The following is a 17,251-nucleotide window of genomic DNA, read 5'->3' as shown; positions in this document are numbered from 1 at the left end:
GGGGGCTTACTTGATCTGGCCGTCGGCGGCCATCTTCATGTAGCTCGGGTCGAAGCGCAGCTTCACGTTCTTGGCATTGCCCGTCTGTGTTTTGGCAAATTGCACACCAATGGCGTCTGCACTGCGCGCGCCCTCACCCAGCAGGCCATGCGTGAAGCTGAACTGAGACACCTTGGACATGGTGGCGGGCAGCTCTTTGCTGATGGCAAAGGCATGAGCGTCCTTCGGGGCAAAGAACATCTTGGTGGCAGCGAGCTGCGCATCAAACCCTTTCAGATCGGTGCCCGACGCGGCCGCCATCTGGGTGCGCGCCTCGCGCCCCTGGGCCGTGTCGCTGCCCATGATGCCCATCACCTCGTACCAGGCGCCCACGAGGGCCTTGCCGAAGTTGGGGTTGTCTGCGAGGGTTTTGCTGTTGACCACCATGAGGTCGATGATCTCGCCGGGAATCTTGCTGGAGTCGAACAGCTTGCTGACCTTGGGCGTGGCGGCCACTTCGGCCAGCAAGGGGTTCCAGGTGACCACCGTGTCAACACCCGGGGTCTTGAATGCCGCCACCAGGTCAGCGTCGGACGTGTTGACGATTTTCACGTCCTTCTCGCTGAGCTTCACACTCTCCAGTGCCCGTGCCAGCAGATAGTGAGACACAGACAGTTCCACCAGGTTGATTTGCTTGCCCTTGAGATCGGCGAGCTTTTTGTTCTCGCCCTTCATCACGATGCCGTCGTTGCCGTTGGAGAAGTCGCCAATGATCAAGGCGGTGGAATCCACGCCGCCCGCAGCAGGAATGGTCAGCGCGTCCATGTTGGTCATGGTGCAGCCATCGAACGAACCGGCGGTGTATTGGTTGATCGACTCCACGTAGTCGTTGAGCTGAACCACATCGACCTTGATGTCGTACTTTTTGGCCCACTTGTCCATGATGCCGCTGGACTTGGCAAAGTCCCACGGCATCCAGCCCACATAAATGGTCCAGCAGACCTTGAAGTCTTTCTTGGGTGCGGCAAGGGCGGACGTGCTGCCAAGCACAGTCAGACCGGAGAACACGGCCGCCGTGACGACCTGCTTGAAGAGTCGGCGAGAAAGCATGGGATAACTCCTTGGAGATGGCACACGGGAACGGCGCACCACAATGCGCTTGTTCTCCCGGGCTTTTATCCCGCCGTGTAACCCCCGAAGAGGTCGACAGCTCTCGGACCAGACACCTGCTTGCGCAGGCCGGAACCCTAGCCGTCTATTGATGATGTGGCTCTTCGAATCCAGCAAATGCCAGACCATTCCCGCCGAGGCACATGCCGCAATCTCCATGCCAGGTTGTTGGCAGTTTCAGCGCTTCTTTTGTGCCACCTTGGTGCATGACCGAGACCCCTTGACCCCATCTTCGTGCACGCTTGTGCCTTTCGCCCAGCGGGGGAGGGAGCGAAGGCACGGCTCATGCCTTTGTTCTGTTCAGCCGTTCCGGAACAGAAAGCTGTACGCATTGAGCGCCGGTACGCCACCCAGGTGGGCGTAGAGCACGCGCGAGCCTTCGGGGAATTCGCCGCGGCGAACCTTGTCGATCATGCCGTGCATGGATTTGCCCTCGTACACCGGGTCGGTCAGCATGCCTTCCTGCCGCGCGCACAGGCGAATGGCTTCCAGCGTGCCTTCGTTGGGCAGGCCGTATTCGGGGCCACCGTAGCGCGTGTCCAGCACCACGTCTTCTGCCGTGATGTCCTGGTTCAGTTCCACCAGTTGCGCGGTGTTCTGCGCAATGCGCAGAATCTGTGCGTGGGTCTTTTCGGGCTTGGCTGAGGCGTCGATGCCGATCACCTTGCGCGCGCGGCCGTCTGCCGCAAAACCCACCACCATGCCGGCCTGGGTGCTGCCGGTCACAGAGCACACCACGATGTAGTCGAACTGAAAACCCAGCTCGGCTTCCTGCTGGCGCACTTCTTCGGCAAAACCCACGAAGCCCAGGCCGCCGTAGGGGTGCTCTGAACAACCGGCGGGCACGGGGAAGGGCTTGCCGCCGGCCTGGCGCACGTCTTCCATCGCCTGTTCCCAGCTGGGGCGGATGCCGATGTCAAAACCCGCCGCGTCCAGCCGCACGTCGGCACCCATGATGCGGCTCATCTCGATGTTGCCCACGCGGTCGTACACCGCGTCGGAATAGTTGACCCAGTTCTCCTGCACCAGCACGCACTTCATGCCCAGATGCGCGGCCACGGCGGCCACCTGGCGCGTCTGGTTCGACTGGATGCCGCCGATGGAGACCAGCGTGTCGTAACCACCGGCGATGGCTTCGGGGATCAGGTATTCAAGCTTGCGTGTCTTGTTGCCGCCGAAAGCCAGGCCGCTGTTGCAGTCTTCGCGCTTGGCGTAGAGCTGCACCTTGCCGCCCAAGTGGTTGCTGAGCCGCTTGAGGTGCTGGATGGGGCTGGGGCCAAAGGTGAGCGGGTAGCGGGGAAATTTCTGCAGGTTCAGGGTGTGGGTGGTGACGGTGGTCATGGCATCAAGGGTCCTGGTGTGTAGGAGCGCTTGCAGCCCGGGTGCGTACAGCGTCATGGCGGCAAAACACGTGGGCATGGGGCGAACTCCGTTGGGGTGAGAACGAAGTTCATCGTAGGGCGGTGGCGCTGCTACGAATTGCCAATTGACCTTAAGAAACCAGTTTTTGATGCTAATTTCTAGGCATTTGTTGAATAGATGGTGTGAAATGGCCGCCTGACGCAACAAATGAAGGTTTCAGCTATGGAAACACCGCTTGACCGCATCGACCGCAAACTGCTGGAGCTTTTGCAGCAAGACGCCTCGCTGGCCAACCTGGAACTGGCCGAACGCACCCACCTCAGCCCGCCGGCCTGTTCGCGGCGTGTGGCGCGGCTGCGGGCGTCGGGCTTGATCCGCAAGACGGTGGCCCTGGTGGACCCGCGCGCGCTGGGCTACACGGGGCTGGTGATCATTGGCGTGGTGCTGGATCGGTCCACACCCGATTCGTTCGCTGCGTTCGAGAAGGCCGCGGCCGGGCTCACCGGCTGCCTGGAGGTGCAACTGGTGACCGGCGAATTTGATTACTTCGTCAAGCTGCGCATCCAGGGCATTGACTCGTTCAACGACATGCACAGCGCCCAGCTGATCGCGCTGCCGGGCGTGCGCCAGGTGCGCACCTTCGTGTGCTTGAAGGAGGTGTTTGAAACGACCGTTCTTCCCGTGCCTTCAGCCTGAGGCGCTTCAAGCCCGGTTGCCGGAGTATGGTCCGCAGCAATTGGGGCGCCCTCACTCCAGGGGCGACAAGGGTCCGGCTCCGCCGGCCCGAGCCGCCGTCCCCCTCCAAGCCGAAGGCGCAAGAGAGGGGGAAGCCGCGTCAGCGGCGCAGGGGGAGCTTTCTCACAAATCGAGAACCAGACGGGGACTGCTGGCCCTGGAGCAGCACGGCAGAAACTGGTCGCATGCTTCACGTTCCTCTGGCGTGAGGTACTGGTCGCGGTGGTCGGGCTTGCCGGCTTTCACGCCGGTCAGGCAGGTGCCGCAAATGCCTTGTTCGCACGACATGGGGATGTCCAGGCCGGCTTCGTGCAGGGCTGCCAGGGCGGTCTGGTCGGCGCGCACCGGGATCACGCGCCCGGTGCTGGCAATTTCCATCTCGAAGCTGCCGTCACCGGTGTGGTCCACCGGTGCGGCGGCGAAGTACTCGCGGTGCAGGCGTTCTTCTGGCCAGCCGGCGGCACGACCGGCGTTCAGCACCGCGTCCATGAAGCCTTGTGGTCCGCACACATACAGGTGCGTGCCGGCGGGTGCCTGGGCCAGGGTGGTGGCAATGTCCAGCTTCTGGGCGGCATCGCCGTCGTCGAAGTGGTGGTGGGCCTTCTGCGCATAGCTGGCGGCGGTGATGCGCGGCACAAAGGGTGTGCGGTCGCGTGAACGGGTGCAGTGGTGCAGCTCAAAGCTGGCGCCTTGTGCGCTCAGGTGCTCCGCCATGGCCAGCAGGGGCGTGATACCAATGCCGCCGGCCAGCAGCAGGTGGTGCGGTGCGCTGTCGCTCAAGGCAAACAGGTTGCGCGGTGTGCTGATGTCCAGCTCGGTGCCTTCGAGCAAGGCTTCGTGCACCGCCTGTGAGCCGCCGCGCGATGCCGCGTCGCGCAGCACGCCAATCTGATAGCGGTGCGTTTCGCCCGGCCGGTTGCACAGCGAATACTGGCGCACCAGCCCGCCGGGCAGGTGCACGTCCACGTGTGCGCCGGCGGTGAAGGCGGGCAGGGTGGTGCCTTCCACGGGCACCAGTTCCAGGCTGCAGATGTCTTGCGTTTCGGTGCTGCGGCTGGCCACGCGCACCCGCAGCGTGTCCGTGTGAACGTTCATGCCACCACCGCCTGTTCGGCCGCGATCACGCGATCGATCACCTTGCGCGACTGCACGCCGCCGGTGTCGATGTTGAGCATCAACAGCTTGCGGTCGGGGAAGGCGCTGATGTTCTTCTGCTGGCGCTCCAGCATCTCCATGTCTTCGGCAAAGATCTTGCCCTGGCCTTCGCGGATCTGGGCGGTCAGCGCCTTGTCGCCTGGGTTGAACTGGCGCGCCATGCCCCAGAAGTAGTGCATGCTGGTGTCGGTCTCGGGCGTGATGAAGTCGGTGACCACGCTGTAGACCTTGTGTTCGGCGGGCGCGTCGTAGCCGCCATGCCCGGCGTGGGCCACGCCCACTTCAATCATGATGTGGCTCGGTGGCGTGAAGCGGCAGATCTGCCAGCGGTCCACCGGCACGTCGTCGGCCAGGCCCTTGGCGCGCAGCGCAGCCTTCCAGAACGGTGGCGCGATGATGTTTTCCATGAAGCGGCTGGTGACCACTTCGTCGCCATTGACCGTGGTCTTGCACGGCGTCTCGTCGATCTCCTTCTGGCCAATGCTGGTGGAATGCACGTAGGTCTCGTGCGTGAGGTCCATCAGGTTGTCGACCATGAGCTTGTAGTTGGCTTTCACGTGGTACAGGCCGCCGCCGTAGGCCCATTCCGGGTTGTCGTACCAGACCATGTGCGGGATGAGCGCCGGGTCGGCCTTGGTCTTGTCGCCGGGCCACACCCAGATGAAGCCGTAGCGCTCCACCACGGGGAAGCTGCGGATGGCGGGGAAGCCGCCCACGCGTTGGCCGGGCATGGCCACGGTCTTGCCGTCGCAGCCCATCTCCAGGCCGTGGTAGCCGCACACCAGCTTGCCTTCACACACCGTGCCCAGCGACAGCGGGGCGCCCCGGTGCGGGCAGAAGTCTTCCACCGCCGCCACCTGGCCGGGTTGTGGCCGGTAGAACACGATGGCCTGGTTGCAGATGGTGCGACCCAGGGGCTTTTCGTTGATCTCGTCGGCCGTGCAGGCGACATACCAGGTGAGGGTGGGGAACATGGGGTGTCTCCTTTTGGGCGGAAGTCGTGAGGGGAATTCTGATTCATTCAGTATGCTGAATGACGTTCATTGTACGGAATGAAGAATCAAAATAAAAGGGCTCAAAACATCGGGTAAACCCTAGGTTTCGCGAGATTTACCGGGAGACTCGGCGCGGGCGGCGTCGTTCAGGTGCACGAACTTGCGCAACAGCGCCAGGAACTGCGCCTGTTCTTCAGCCGAGAGCGGCTCCAGCAGGCGGTGGTACATGGGGGCGACGCGGGGCAGCATGTCCTGCAGCATGGCTTCGCCCGCCGCGGTGAGGCGCAGGGCGCGCTGGCGCCGCGCTAGCAGCTCGCGCACGATCCAGCCCTTGGCTTCCAGCCGGGTGGCGATGTCGGCAGTGGTGGAGGTGTCGAGCGCGACCTTGTCGGCCAGGGTGACTTGGTCGATGCCGGGGTGGTCTTGCAGCGCGCGCAGGATGGCGTATTGCACCGGAGTGATCTCGCGTCCGTGGGTGTCATGGAAGGTGGACACGGCCAGTTGGTGCGCGCGCCGGATCAGATGCCCGGGCTCAGCGTGCAGGGCGGGTGCTGGAGGGTTCTTGGGGGTGGGCATGGGCTCAGGGCGGGTACGTTGGTCGGGGCACTATACGAGATGGCCCGGCGGGCCTTTTGGGTCGCGCCTGCAAGGAACGCGGACGCACACCACAATGACCGCATGAACGACACCACTGCCTACACCCCACCCCCAGTCTGGTCGCCCCCAAAGGAAAGCGGCGGCCGTTTCGCCAACATCAACCGCCCGGTGGCCGGCGCCACGCACGACAAGCCCTTGCCCGTGGGTCGCCATCCCTTGCAGCTGTACTCGCTGGGCACGCCCAACGGCGCCAAGGTCACGGTGATGCTGGAAGAGCTGCTGCAGGCGGGCCACACCGGCGCCGAATATGACGCCTGGCTCATCCGCATCAACGAAGGCGAACAGTTTGGCAGCGGCTTTGTGGCGGCCAATCCCAACTCCAAGATCCCGGTGCTGGTGGACCACAGCGGCGCCACACCCCAACGCGTGTTCGAGTCCGGCGCGATCCTGATCTACCTGGCCGAAAAGTTCGGTGCCTTCCTGCCCACCGAGGGCGCGGCCAGGGCCGAATGCCTGTCGTGGCTGTTCTGGCAGATGGGCAGCGCGCCCTTTCTGGGCGGCGGCTTTGGCCACTTCTACGCGTATGCGCCCATCAAGATCGAATACGCGATCGACCGCTACGCGATGGAAGTCAAGCGCCAGATGGACGTGCTCAACCGCCACCTGGCCGAACAACGCTACCTGGCCGGGGACGAATACACCATTGCCGACATGGCCGTGTGGCCCTGGTACGGCGCCATGGCCAAGGGCCAACTCTACGAAGCGGGCGAATTCCTGCAGGTGCACGAATACACGCATGTGATCCGCTGGGCCGACGAGATTGCACAGCGGCCCGGTGCCAGGCGGGGTCGCATGGTCAATCGCACCTGGGGCGCGCCGTCCAGCCAGCTGCACGAGCGGCACGATGCGAGCGACTTCGATACCGGAACACAGGACAAGATCGCACCGCCGAACTGAGCCGCTGCGAACGCCAGCACATCAAAAGTTCGTCTTTTTGCAGGATGTTGCAGTGCAAGCTTGCGTCGCCCGGGGTTCCTGTGCATAGTGGCTCCAAGACATCCCCGTGGCCGCCGGGAGGTCCTGACCAGCCGGTGGCTTGTGTCAACCAGGAGCAACAGGAGGCTCATCCATGAATTTGACGATCAGCGGTCACCACCTCGAGGTCACGCCCGCCTTGCGCGGCTACGTCACCACCAAGCTCGAACGGATCTCACGGCACTTTGACCAGGTGGTCGATGTCAAGGTCCTGCTCACCATAGACAACCTCAAGGAGAAAGACCTGCGTCAGCGCGCCGAATGCAACATCCATGTGAAGGGCAGGGACTTGTTTGCAGAAAGCGCACATGCCGACCTGTATGCCGCTGTTGACGAACTGGCAGACAAACTGGACCGCCAGGTGTTGCGCTACAAAGACAAGTCACAGAATCACCACCATGAATCGACGAAACGATTGATGTGACATCCGTCACGATGGCCGCCGGTGCAGCCATTTTTCAATGCTGCACTGCAACAAGCCGCTTGTTCTGTCAAGCGGCTTTTTTGTCGCCAGAGTCTAGCCATCGCCGCCCAACTCGTCATAATTTGCGGTCCAAGAGGCCCACATGAACCGACTATCTGCCATATTGCCCGCCGCGCAAGTGCTCGTCAGCGTGGATGCGACCAGCAAAAAACGTGCGTTTGAAGAAGCAGGGTTGCTCTTTGAAACCCTGCACGGCCTCAACCGCGCACTCATCACCGACAGCCTCTTTGCCAGAGAACGCCTGGGGTCCACCGGCCTCGGTCACGGCGTGGCGATCCCGCATGGGCGTATCAAGGGCCTGAAGCAACCCTTGGCCGCGGTGTTCCAGCTCGAGAACCCCATTGGTTTCGACGCACCCGACGAATTACCCGTGCAGTTGATGATCTTTCTGCTGGTGCCGGAAGCGGCCACGCAGAAGCATCTGGAAATCCTGTCAGAGATCGCCGAACTGCTCAGCGACAGCAACCTGCGCGAACAGATGAAGAGCTCCACCGACGGTGCAGCCCTTCACTCGCTCATCACCACCTGGCAATCGGCCCACGCCGCTGCGTGAGACGGCGCGCCGCCCGCTCCTTGCCTTGCCCGAACCCCAGCCACGCGCGGGTGTCGGCATCGGTTGATGCGGCTGCAGGTCGCCCTTCAGGTGACCAGAGATGAAACCCACCGTTGTCAGTGCCGATGTACTGTTTGAGGACCATCGCGACGCCCTGAAGTGGCAATGGGTGGCTGGCCTCGGCGCTTCCGAGCGCCGGTTCGACGAAGTGGCGATTCGCGAGGCCCGTTCAGGTGCCGACCTCGTGGGCTACCTCAACTACATCCACCCCTACCGGGTCCAGGTGTTTGGCGAACGCGAGGTGGCCTATCTCACCAGCCCCAGTGAAGACGACAACCGACGCCGAGTCTCACGCATCGTGACGCTGGAGCCCCCGGTGCTGGTGGTGGCCGACGGTCAGGTGGCGCCAGATGCGCTGGTGGCCATGTGCGAACGCGCCCAGATTCCGATGTTCTCGACCAAGGAGTCGGCGGCCTTCGTGATCGATGTGCTGCGGGCTTATCTGTCACGCCACTTTGCCGACCGCGCCTCCATGCACGGCGTGTTCATGGACATCCTGGGCATGGGCGTGCTCATCACCGGTGAGTCGGGCCTGGGCAAGAGCGAGCTGGGCCTGGAGCTGATCTCACGCGGTCACGGCCTGGTGGCCGACGACGCAGTCGACCTGTTCAGGATCAATCAAACCAGCATCGAAGGCCGCTGCCCTGAGCTGCTACAGAACCTGCTGGAAGTGCGGGGCATCGGCCTGCTCGACATTAAGGCGATCTTTGGCGAGACGGCCGTCCGGCGAAAGATGCGCCTGACGCTGATCGTGCATCTGGTCCGCAAAGAGACACTGGAGCGCGACTATGAACGCATGCCACACGAGCCGCTGTATCAGGACGTCTTGGGTGTGCCGGTTCGTAAGTCGGTGATCCAGGTGGTGGCAGGCCGCAACATCGCCGTGCTGGTCGAAGCCGCCGTGCGCAACACCATCCTGCAACTGCGCGGGATTGACACCTACCAGGAATTCGTCTCGCGACATCGGGCCGCGATGATGCGTAGTGAGTGACACCCCCCTGCGCCGCTGACGCGGCTTCCCCCCTCACTGGCACGGCTGCGCCGCTTGGAGGGGGGACGGCACCCTTGGGCCGGCGGAGCCGGACCTTCGGTGCCCCTGGATGGGGACATCGCTTCTTGGAGACGCTTCTTTTTCTGTGGCGCAGAAAGTGCACTGCTCTCCAGCGTGTGATCCAGATCGCGTGACGTGCCCTCGTCAAGGGAGATCAAGGGTCCGGCTCCGCCGGCCCGAGATGTCGTCCACCCTCCAAGCGCCGAAGGCGCGTCAGAGAGGGGGGAAGCTGCGTCAGCAGCGCAGGGGGGTGCTACCCACCTCTATGGGGGCAGTCGGTCTTGCTGCAGTTCGCGTAGAGCGACAGGGCGTGTTCCTGGAGGATGAAGCCGCGGGTCTTGGCGACCATTTGCTGGCGCTTTTCGATTTCGGCATCAAAGAACTCTTCCACCCGCCCGCAGTCCAGGCAGACCAGATGGTCGTGGTGCTGGCCTTCGTTGAGTTCGTAGACCGCCTTGCCGGATTCGAAGTTGCTGCGGGTGAGCAGGCCGGCCTGTTCGAACTGCATCAGCACACGGTAGACCGTGGCCAGACCGATGTCGGAGCGATCCTCCAGCAGCACGCGGAACACGTCTTCGGCCGTCATGTGGCGCTGCTTGGCGTTCTGGAACACATCCAGAATCTTCAGCCTGGGCAGTGTGGCCTTGAGCCCGGTGTTCTTGAGTTCTTCAATGTTGGTCATGGGCGGGTGTCTGAAGGGGCTTTCGTGGGCACGTCGGCGAACGAAGCCCATTCAGAAAGGTAGGCGGCCTGGCGATGGCCTGAGGGCTACAATGACCGGATCATATCGCCAGCGCGGGCTGAATGCTGCATTTTCCCAGGGATGTGCGGCTCTGTTCGTGCACATTCTGGTCAGCATTCATGCACATCCTCTCCAAGCATCGCGGTACCGCCAGCGCGCATCGCCAACGCCGGACATTCTGGTTGTGGGTTCCGGCGGCCGCCCTCGCTGCACTGTCGGGTTGCTCAAGTGCGCCTTCCGTGGGTGATCTGGGCAACATGGTCACACCGTACCGGATCGACATCGTGCAGGGCAATGTGGTCACGCGCGAGCAGGCAGCGGCACTGCGCCCCGGCATGCCGCGCGAGCAGGTTCGCGACATCCTTGGCACGCCCTTGCTCACCAGTGTGTTCCATGGCAACCGCTGGGACTATGTGTTCACCTTCCGGCGGCAGGGCCAGGAAACCCAGCGCCGCAAGCTCGCGGTCTTCTTCCGCGACAACGTGCTGGAGCGGGTCGAAGCCGACGAACTGCCCACCGAGGCCGAGTTCGTGTCCTCGCTTGAAGTGAAGAAGAAACTCGGCAAACCCGTTCCCCTGGAAGCCACGGAAGAGCAGTTGCAGCGTTTCCAGGAACGCAATCCGCCGAAGAAGGCCGATGCCACGACCAGCGAGCCTGCCGCCCAGCCGGCATCGAGCTATCCGCCGCTGGAGCCCGCCGGGGCTGCACAATGACCGCCGCCGACCTGCACCGCGTGTGCATTGCGGGTGCGAGTGGCCGCATGGGCCAGATGCTGGTGGAAGCCGTGCGCGCCAGCGGCGACTGCCAGCTCACCGGTGCGCTCGACGTGGCGACCAGCCCCGCGCTGGGACAGGACGCCGCCGCATTTGGTGGGCATGCCAGTGGCGTGATCATCACGTCCGACCTCACCACCGGCCTCTTGGGCAGCCAGTACCTGATCGACTTCACCCGCCCTGAAGGCACCATGGCGCACATGCGCGAGTGCGTGAAGCTCGGCGTCAACCTGGTCATCGGAACCACCGGATTCACGCCAGAGCAGAAAGACGAGATCGCCAAGGCGTCTTCGTCGATCGCCATCATGATGGCGCCCAATATGAGCGTGGGCGTCAATGTCACGATGAAGCTGCTGGAGATGGCGGCCAAGGCCATGTCCACTGGCTACGACATCGAGATCATCGAAGCCCACCACCGCCACAAGGTGGACGCACCCAGCGGCACCGCGCTGAAGATGGGTGAAGTGATTGCCGACGCGCTGGGGCGAGACTTGAAGGAATGCGCGGTGTACGCCCGTGAAGGCGTCACCGGTGAGCGCGATCCTTCGTCCATTGGCTTCGCGACCATCCGCGGGGGTGACATCGTGGGCGACCACACCGTGCTGTTTGCGGGCACGGGCGAGCGCATCGAAATCACCCACAAGTCGAGCAGTCGCGCCACCTACGCCCAGGGCAGCCTGCGCGCCGTGCGCTTCCTGGCGGGCCGCTCCAGCGGGCTGTACGACATGTTCGACGTGCTCGGCCTGCGCTGAGTTTCGTTGCACGCTGAACTTCGGAATTGAATGTGAGCTTCTGGGAAACCGTTCTCCAGGGTGATGCTGTGAGCCGCGGCGTGGCGCTGCTGCTGCTCGCCATGTCGGTCTCGAGCTGGGTGGTGATCCTCTGGAAAGGGTGGTTGCTGCGCCGGGCGGCGGTCGACGTGCAGGTTTCTGCTGCGCTGTTCTGGCAGGCCACCCATCTGGACGATGCCCAGCAGCGTCTGGGTTCACAAGACCAGCGGCGCCTGGTGCTGCCCCTGGTGCAGGCGGCGCTCACCATCGAACGCGCAGTGCCCAACACGCTGGCCGCTGCCGGTGACCGTTCCCAGCAGCTCACCCGTGTGCTGCGCGACGCGCTGCATCGCATCCTGCACCGCCTGCAGTTCGGCCAGGTGCTGCTGGCCACCGTGGGCTCCACGGCGCCCTTTGTGGGCCTGCTGGGCACGGTCTGGGGTATCTACCATGCGTTGGTCGCCATCGGGGTTGATGGCCGCTTCCGCATCGAACAGGTGTCCGGCCCCGTGGGTGAAGCCCTGGTGATGACCGCCGCCGGCCTGGCGGTGGCCATTCCCGCCGTGCTGGCCTACAACGTGCTCGGCCGCCAGATCGCCCGCATCGAAGCCGACCTCGAGGGCTTTGCCCGCGATCTGCGCGAGTTGCTGGTGCATCACAAGGAGCAGGTGGAATGAGATCCGCCGCCGGGCCGTCCCAAGGCGGATCAGCCCCCTCTGGGGGGCAGCGACCCGCGTCAGCGGCGGAGCGTGGGGGCATAGGTTCCGCCGCCGGGCCGTCCCAAGGCGGATCAGCCCCCTCTGGGGGCAGCGACCCGCGTCAGCGGTGGAGCGTGGGGGCATGAGTTTCGGTGGACTGGAGAAACCAGCGGGCTACCGGCCCATGAGCGAGATCAACGTCACGCCGCTGGTCGACGTGATGCTCGTGTTGCTGGTGATCTTCATCATCGCAGCACCGTTCATGGCGAGCCGCCTTGCTCTGGATCTGCCGCAGACAGAGCAGTCCGACGCCCAGGTGACGCAGGAGCCGGATGCTTTCGTGTCCATCGCGATCGACCCGCAGGGCCAGACCTTCTGGGACGAAGAGCCCATCAGCGTTGAAGCGCTGAAGCAGCGATTGCAGGACACCGCGCGCGCCAACCCCGATTCCGAAGTGCAGTTGCGCGCAGACGCCACCGTGCCCTATGGCCGCGTGGTGGAGCTGATCGGTTTGTCGCAGGCCGCCGGCCTGTCGCGCATCGGTTTTGTCACCGATGAGCTGCCCGGTGCACTGGGCGCACCCGCTGCACCTGCGCGTTGATTCACCGCTGCCGCAGCCCGGGCCTGCCCAAGGCCTAAAATTCAGGGTTTCCGTGGCGCGCCGGCGGGGTTGGTTCCCGGCCTCCCGCCACCGCGCCACCCGATCATCACCGCCGCCTCTGTCCGGCCCCCTGGTTCATGCAAGAAAAATACGCCCACAAGGAAGTCGAGCGCGCCGCGCACGCCCACTGGAACGCCACCGACGCCTACCGGGTGACCGAAGACGCGGGCAAGCCCAAGTTCTACGCCTGCTCCATGCTGCCCTACCCCAGCGGCAAGCTGCACATGGGCCATGTGCGCAACTACACCATCAACGACATGCTCGCGCGCCAGCTGCGCATGAAGGGCATGAACGTGCTCATGCCCATGGGCTGGGACGCCTTCGGCCTGCCGGCCGAGAACGCGGCGATCAAGAACGGTGTGCCACCGGCGAAGTGGACGTACGAGAACATCGCCTACATGAAGCAGCAGATGCAGGCGATGGGCTTGGCCATCGACTGGTCGCGCGAAGTGGCCACCTGCGACCCCAGCTACTACCAATGGAACCAGTGGCTGTTCCTGAAGATGCTGGAAAAGGGCATTGCCTACCGCAAGACCCAGGTCGTCAACTGGGACCCGGTCGACCAGACCGTGCTGGCCAACGAGCAGGTGATCGACGGCAAGGGCTGGCGCACCGGCGCGGTGGTCGAGAAACGCGAGATCCCTGGCTACTACCTCAACATCACCGCCTACGCCGACGAACTGCTCGACCACGTGCAGATCGGCAACGAGAAGGCCACGCTCAATGGCTGGCCCGACAAGGTGCGGCTGATGCAGGAGAACTGGATCGGCAAGAGCGAGGGCGTGCGCTTTGCCTTCCCGCACACGATCCAGGACGCCAGCGGTGAGCCGATCAGTGGCGGCCGGATGTACGTCTTCACCACGCGCGCCGACACCATCATGGGCGTGACCTTCTGCGCCGTGGCGCCGGAGCACCCGCTGGCCACGCACGCCGCCGCCAGCAACCCGGTCCTTGCCGCGTTCATCGAAGAGTGCAAGACCGGTGGCACGACCGAAGCCGAGCTGGCCACGCAGGAGAAGAAGGGCATGGCCACCGGCTTGTCTGTCACGCACCCGCTCACCGGTGAGGAAGTGGATGTGTGGGTGGGCAATTACGTGCTGATGAGCTACGGCGACGGCGCGGTGATGGGCGTGCCCGCGCACGACGAGCGCGATTTCGCCTTTGCGAAGAAATACGGCCTGAAGATCCAGCAGGTGGTGGCGGTCGAAGGCGAGACCTTCAGCCTTGACGCCTGGGCCGACTGGTACGGCGACAAGCAGCGCGGCGTGTGCGTGAATTCCGGTGTGCTCGATGGCCTGAGCTACAAGGCCGCCGTGGACAAGGTTGCCGAACTGCTGGCCGCCAAAGGCATGGGCGAGAAAAAAACCACCTTCCGCCTGCGCGACTGGGGCGTGAGCCGCCAGCGCTACTGGGGCACGCCCATCCCCATCATCCATTGCGAAGAACACGGCGCGGTACCGGTGCCCGAAAAAGACCTGCCGGTGGTACTGCCACAGGACTGCATTCCGGACGGCTCGGGCAACCCGCTGCACAAGCACGAGGGTTTTCACGCCGGCGTGGTGTGCCCGGTCTGCGGCAAGCCCGCGCGGCGCGAGACCGACACCATGGACACCTTCGTGGACTCGTCGTGGTACTTCATGCGCTACTGCGACCCGACGAACAGCGAGAAGATGGTGGCCGAAGGCGCGGACTACTGGATGCCGATGGACCAGTACATCGGCGGCATCGAACACGCCATCCTGCACCTGCTCTACGCGCGCTTCTGGACCAAGGTCATGCGCGACCTGGGCCTGGTGAAGGTGGACGAGCCTTTTACCCACCTGCTCACCCAGGGCATGGTGCTCAACCACATCTACAGCCGGCGCACCGCCAAGGGCGGCAAGGACTACTTCTGGCCGCACGACGTGGAGCACGTGCTCGACGACGCCGGCAAGGTGGTGGGCGCGAAGCTCAAGAACCCGGCCACCAGCGGCGACGGTATGCTGCCCGTGGGCACGCCCATCGACTACGAGGGCGTGGGCACCATGTCCAAGTCCAAGAACAATGGTGTGGACCCGCAAGACCTGATCGAAAAATACGGTGCTGATACCGCGCGCCTGTACACCATGTTCACCGCACCGCCCGAGGCAACGCTGGAGTGGAACGACGCAGCGGTGGAGGGCAGCTACCGCTTCCTGCGGCGGGTGTGGGGCTTTGGGCACAAACTCGCACCCATCGGCCAGCTGGGGGTGCTCGCTGATGGCGTGTCCGGTCAGAAACTGTCCAAGGCGGCCAAGGCGCTGCGCCTGGAGATGCACACCGTGCTCAAGCAGGTGGACTACGACTACCAGCGCATGCAGTACAACACGGTGGTGTCGGGCGCGATGAAGATGCTCAATGCGCTGGAGGACTTCAAGTCTGACGGCTCTGCTGCCGACAACGCCGCGCTCGCCGAAGGCTTCGGCATTCTGTTGCGCTGCCTGTACCCGGCCACGCCCCACATTGCCCACACGCTGTGGAGCGGTCTGGGCTACGCGGGCGAACTGCTCGACGCGCCCTGGCCCGTGGCCGATGAAGCCGCGCTGCAGCGCGACGAGATCGAGCTGGTGCTGCAGGTCAACGGCAAGCTGCGTGGCAGCATCACCGTGGCCGCCGGCGCAGACAAGGCCACCATCGAGGCAGTGGCCCTGGCCAGCGAAGCATTTCAGAAGCAGGCGCAGGGCGCCACGCCGAAAAAGGTCGTGGTGGTGCCGGGGCGTCTGGTCAACGTGGTGATATAACCTTTTTCGACATGAACCGCACTTCCCCACACCCCCTGTATGCATCCGGTCCCATGGGCCGCCGTTCGCTGATCCGCGGTCTGTTCGGGGCGGGCGCCCTGGCGTCGGCCGGGTGGTTGACGGGTTGCGGTTTTGCCTTGCGCGAGACGCCGAAATTCGCTTTCGATGCCGTGCGCTTCGCCGGCAACGAAAACAGGCCGGTGACCCGGGCGCTGCGAAGTGTGTTGGACACCTCCGGCGTGCGCACCTTTGGCACCACAAGGCCAGGCAACCCACCGTCGGGGATCACCATGGTGCTGCTGACCGTGCTGCTGGATCAGCGCGAACGCGCGGTGGTGGGCCAGACGGCAACCGGCGAGGTGCGGGAGCTCCAGATCCGCACCCGCTTTACTTTCCGTCTGAGCACCATGACCGGCCGGACGCTGATCGAAGACACCGAAATCCTGCTCGAAGGTGATCTCAGCTTCTCCGAAACGGCGGCCTTGTCCAAGGCGGCTGAGCAGGAAATGATGTTTCAGGACCAGCAGTCGGAAATCGTTCAGCAGGTGCTCCGGCGACTGGCGGCCGTGAAGGCCGTCTGACCCTGCCATGCAGGTCGCTGCGGCGCAATTGGCGGGCCAGCTGCAACGCGGCCTGAAGAGCCTTTACACCGTCTACGGTGACGAGCCCCTGCTGGTGCAGGAAGCGGCCGATGCCATCCGCGCAGAGGCGCGCGCCCAGGGTTGTTCAGAGCGAACGGTGCACACCGTGGCCGGTGCCCACTTTGACTGGAGCGAGGTGCTGGCCAGTGGCGGCTCGCTCAGCCTCTTTGCCGACAAGCAGCTGATCGAGATTCGCGTGCCTTCGGGCAAGCCGGGCAAGGACGGCTCACAGGTGCTGCAGCAGATCGCGCAGGCGGCCCAGGACAACGACAGCACGGTCACGCTGGTGATCCTGCCGCGGCTCGACGCCGCTACACAGAAGGGCGCCTGGTTCGCCGCACTGGACAGCTTTGGCGTGACCGTGCGCATTGAGCCGGTCGAGCGCAAGGCCTTGCCGCAATGGATCGCGCAGCGCTTGCAACTGCAGAGGCAGCACGTGGCCAGTGGCGAAGAAGGGCAGCGCACGCTGCAGTTTTTTGCCGATCGCGTGGAAGGCAACCTGCTGGCTGCCCACCAGGAAATCCAGAAGCTCGCGCTGCTGTACCCCGCTGGCGAACTCAGCTTTGAACAGGTCGAGTCGGCGGTGCTCAACGTGGCCCGCTACACACCCTTCAAGCTGGCCGAAGCCGTGCTAGGCGGACAGGGCGTGCGCGTGCAGCGCATGCTCGAAGGTCTGCAGGCCGAAGGCGAGGCGGCGGTGCTGGTGCACTGGGCGCTGTCCGAAGACATCCGCACCCTGCACCGCATCCGCAGCGCGATGGACGCCGGGCGCCCGCTGCCCATGGCCCTGCGCGAGAACCGTGTGTGGGGCGTGAAGGAAAAACTCATGGAGCGCGCACTGCCTTTGCTCTCCATGGCACAGCTCAGCCGATGGCTGGAAGATGCTCACCTGGTGGACGGCATCGTGAAGGGCATCAAGGTGCCCGGATGGCCGACCGATCCGTGGCAGGCGCTGCACCAGATGGCGATGAAGGTGACGTTGGGGGTTAAGTAAGCACCCCCCTGCGCCGCTGACGCGGCTTCCCCCCTCT

Annotated in this window: 18 protein-coding genes and 1 riboswitch; of the genes, 12 read left to right on the top strand and 6 right to left on the bottom strand. The window is 64.2% G+C overall.

All coding sequences use genetic code 11. From position 1 onward, the window contains the following. Positions 1–6: 6 nt before the first annotated feature. The gene (locus J2W49_RS08780; protein ID WP_310314463.1) at positions 7–1,089 is read right to left on the bottom strand and encodes a putative urea ABC transporter substrate-binding protein; all 1,083 of its coding nucleotides are present in this window, start codon (positions 1,087–1,089) and stop codon (positions 7–9) included. A 52-nt stretch (positions 1,090–1,141) separates the two neighbouring features. Continuing rightward, positions 1,142–1,241: riboswitch (guanidine-I (ykkC/yxkD leader) on the bottom strand. A gap of 208 nt (positions 1,242–1,449) precedes the next feature. Then, positions 1,450–2,466, bottom strand: coding sequence for a 1-aminocyclopropane-1-carboxylate deaminase (locus tag J2W49_RS08775; RefSeq protein ID WP_310315201.1), 1,017 nt, complete (start codon positions 2,464–2,466; stop codon positions 1,450–1,452). Between the two features lie 267 nt (positions 2,467–2,733). Here J2W49_RS08775 and J2W49_RS08770 point away from each other — a divergent pair, with 267 nt between their 5' ends. After that, entirely contained in the window at positions 2,734–3,207 is a 474-nt protein-coding gene (locus J2W49_RS08770; protein ID WP_310314459.1) for an Lrp/AsnC family transcriptional regulator, read from the top strand. 162 nt (positions 3,208–3,369) lie between these two features. Here J2W49_RS08770 and J2W49_RS08765 read toward each other — a convergent pair whose 3' ends face one another. From J2W49_RS08765 to J2W49_RS08755, 3 genes are all read right to left on the bottom strand, one after another. Next, positions 3,370–4,341, bottom strand: coding sequence for a PDR/VanB family oxidoreductase (locus J2W49_RS08765; RefSeq protein ID WP_310314456.1), 972 nt, complete (start codon positions 4,339–4,341; stop codon positions 3,370–3,372). Beyond that, complete coding sequence (locus tag J2W49_RS08760) at positions 4,338–5,375, bottom strand: aromatic ring-hydroxylating dioxygenase subunit alpha (RefSeq protein WP_310314452.1); 1,038 nt, start codon at positions 5,373–5,375, stop codon at positions 4,338–4,340. The genes J2W49_RS08765 and J2W49_RS08760 overlap by 4 nt, the downstream gene beginning before the upstream one ends. Positions 5,376–5,495: 120 nt before the next feature. Continuing rightward, positions 5,496–5,972, bottom strand: coding sequence for a MarR family winged helix-turn-helix transcriptional regulator (locus J2W49_RS08755; protein WP_310314450.1), 477 nt, complete (start codon positions 5,970–5,972; stop codon positions 5,496–5,498). A 102-nt stretch (positions 5,973–6,074) separates the two neighbouring features. Here J2W49_RS08755 and yghU point away from each other — a divergent pair, with 102 nt between their 5' ends. The 4 genes from yghU (at position 6,075) to hprK (ending at position 9,116) form a co-directional block, all read left to right on the top strand. Then, positions 6,075–6,950, top strand: a complete 876-nt coding sequence (yghU, locus tag J2W49_RS08750; RefSeq protein WP_310314447.1) for a glutathione-dependent disulfide-bond oxidoreductase — start codon at positions 6,075–6,077, stop codon at positions 6,948–6,950. A gap of 172 nt (positions 6,951–7,122) precedes the next feature. Beyond that, on the top strand, positions 7,123–7,452 hold the full coding sequence (gene hpf / locus J2W49_RS08745) for a ribosome hibernation-promoting factor, HPF/YfiA family (RefSeq protein WP_310314444.1): 330 nt from the start codon (positions 7,123–7,125) through the stop codon (positions 7,450–7,452). 142 nt (positions 7,453–7,594) lie between these two features. Further along, positions 7,595–8,065, top strand: a complete 471-nt coding sequence (locus J2W49_RS08740) for a PTS sugar transporter subunit IIA (RefSeq protein WP_310314441.1) — start codon at positions 7,595–7,597, stop codon at positions 8,063–8,065. Positions 8,066–8,165: 100 nt separating this feature from the next. After that, positions 8,166–9,116, top strand: a complete 951-nt coding sequence (hprK, locus tag J2W49_RS08735; RefSeq protein WP_310314437.1) for an HPr(Ser) kinase/phosphatase — start codon at positions 8,166–8,168, stop codon at positions 9,114–9,116. Positions 9,117–9,429: 313 nt separating this feature from the next. On the opposite strand, the gene fur is transcribed toward hprK, so the two are convergent. Beyond that, positions 9,430–9,858, bottom strand: coding sequence for a ferric iron uptake transcriptional regulator (gene fur / locus J2W49_RS08730; protein ID WP_310314435.1), 429 nt, complete (start codon positions 9,856–9,858; stop codon positions 9,430–9,432). 179 nt (positions 9,859–10,037) lie between these two features. On the opposite strand from fur, the gene J2W49_RS08725 reads away from it, so the two are divergent. The 7 genes from J2W49_RS08725 (at position 10,038) to holA (ending at position 17,214) form a co-directional block, all read left to right on the top strand. Continuing rightward, complete coding sequence (locus J2W49_RS08725; RefSeq protein ID WP_405001000.1) at positions 10,038–10,631, top strand: outer membrane protein assembly factor BamE; 594 nt, start codon at positions 10,038–10,040, stop codon at positions 10,629–10,631. Beyond that, positions 10,628–11,443, top strand: coding sequence for a 4-hydroxy-tetrahydrodipicolinate reductase (dapB, locus tag J2W49_RS08720; RefSeq protein ID WP_310314432.1), 816 nt, complete (start codon positions 10,628–10,630; stop codon positions 11,441–11,443). The genes J2W49_RS08725 and dapB overlap by 4 nt, the downstream gene beginning before the upstream one ends. Before the next feature lie 32 nt (positions 11,444–11,475). Further along, entirely contained in the window at positions 11,476–12,138 is a 663-nt protein-coding gene (locus J2W49_RS08715; RefSeq protein WP_310314429.1) for a MotA/TolQ/ExbB proton channel family protein, read from the top strand. 163 nt (positions 12,139–12,301) lie between these two features. Then, complete coding sequence (locus J2W49_RS08710) at positions 12,302–12,760, top strand: ExbD/TolR family protein (protein WP_310314426.1); 459 nt, start codon at positions 12,302–12,304, stop codon at positions 12,758–12,760. 137 nt (positions 12,761–12,897) lie between these two features. Beyond that, positions 12,898–15,579, top strand: coding sequence for a leucine--tRNA ligase (gene leuS, locus J2W49_RS08705; RefSeq protein WP_310314423.1), 2,682 nt, complete (start codon positions 12,898–12,900; stop codon positions 15,577–15,579). Positions 15,580–15,590: 11 nt separating this feature from the next. Next, a complete protein-coding gene (locus J2W49_RS08700; protein ID WP_310314421.1) occupies positions 15,591–16,160 on the top strand; it encodes an LPS-assembly lipoprotein LptE in 570 nt (189 codons plus the stop codon). A gap of 7 nt (positions 16,161–16,167) precedes the next feature. Continuing rightward, positions 16,168–17,214, top strand: coding sequence for a DNA polymerase III subunit delta (holA, locus tag J2W49_RS08695; protein ID WP_310314418.1), 1,047 nt, complete (start codon positions 16,168–16,170; stop codon positions 17,212–17,214). Positions 17,215–17,251: the final 37 nt, after the last annotated feature.

Source organism: Hydrogenophaga palleronii, assembly GCF_031457455.1.
Taxonomy (GTDB): Bacteria; Pseudomonadota; Gammaproteobacteria; order Burkholderiales; family Burkholderiaceae_C; genus Hydrogenophaga; species Hydrogenophaga palleronii_A.
Note: the sequence above shows the minus strand (reverse complement) of the source record. Positions and strands in the feature narration are given on the sequence as shown.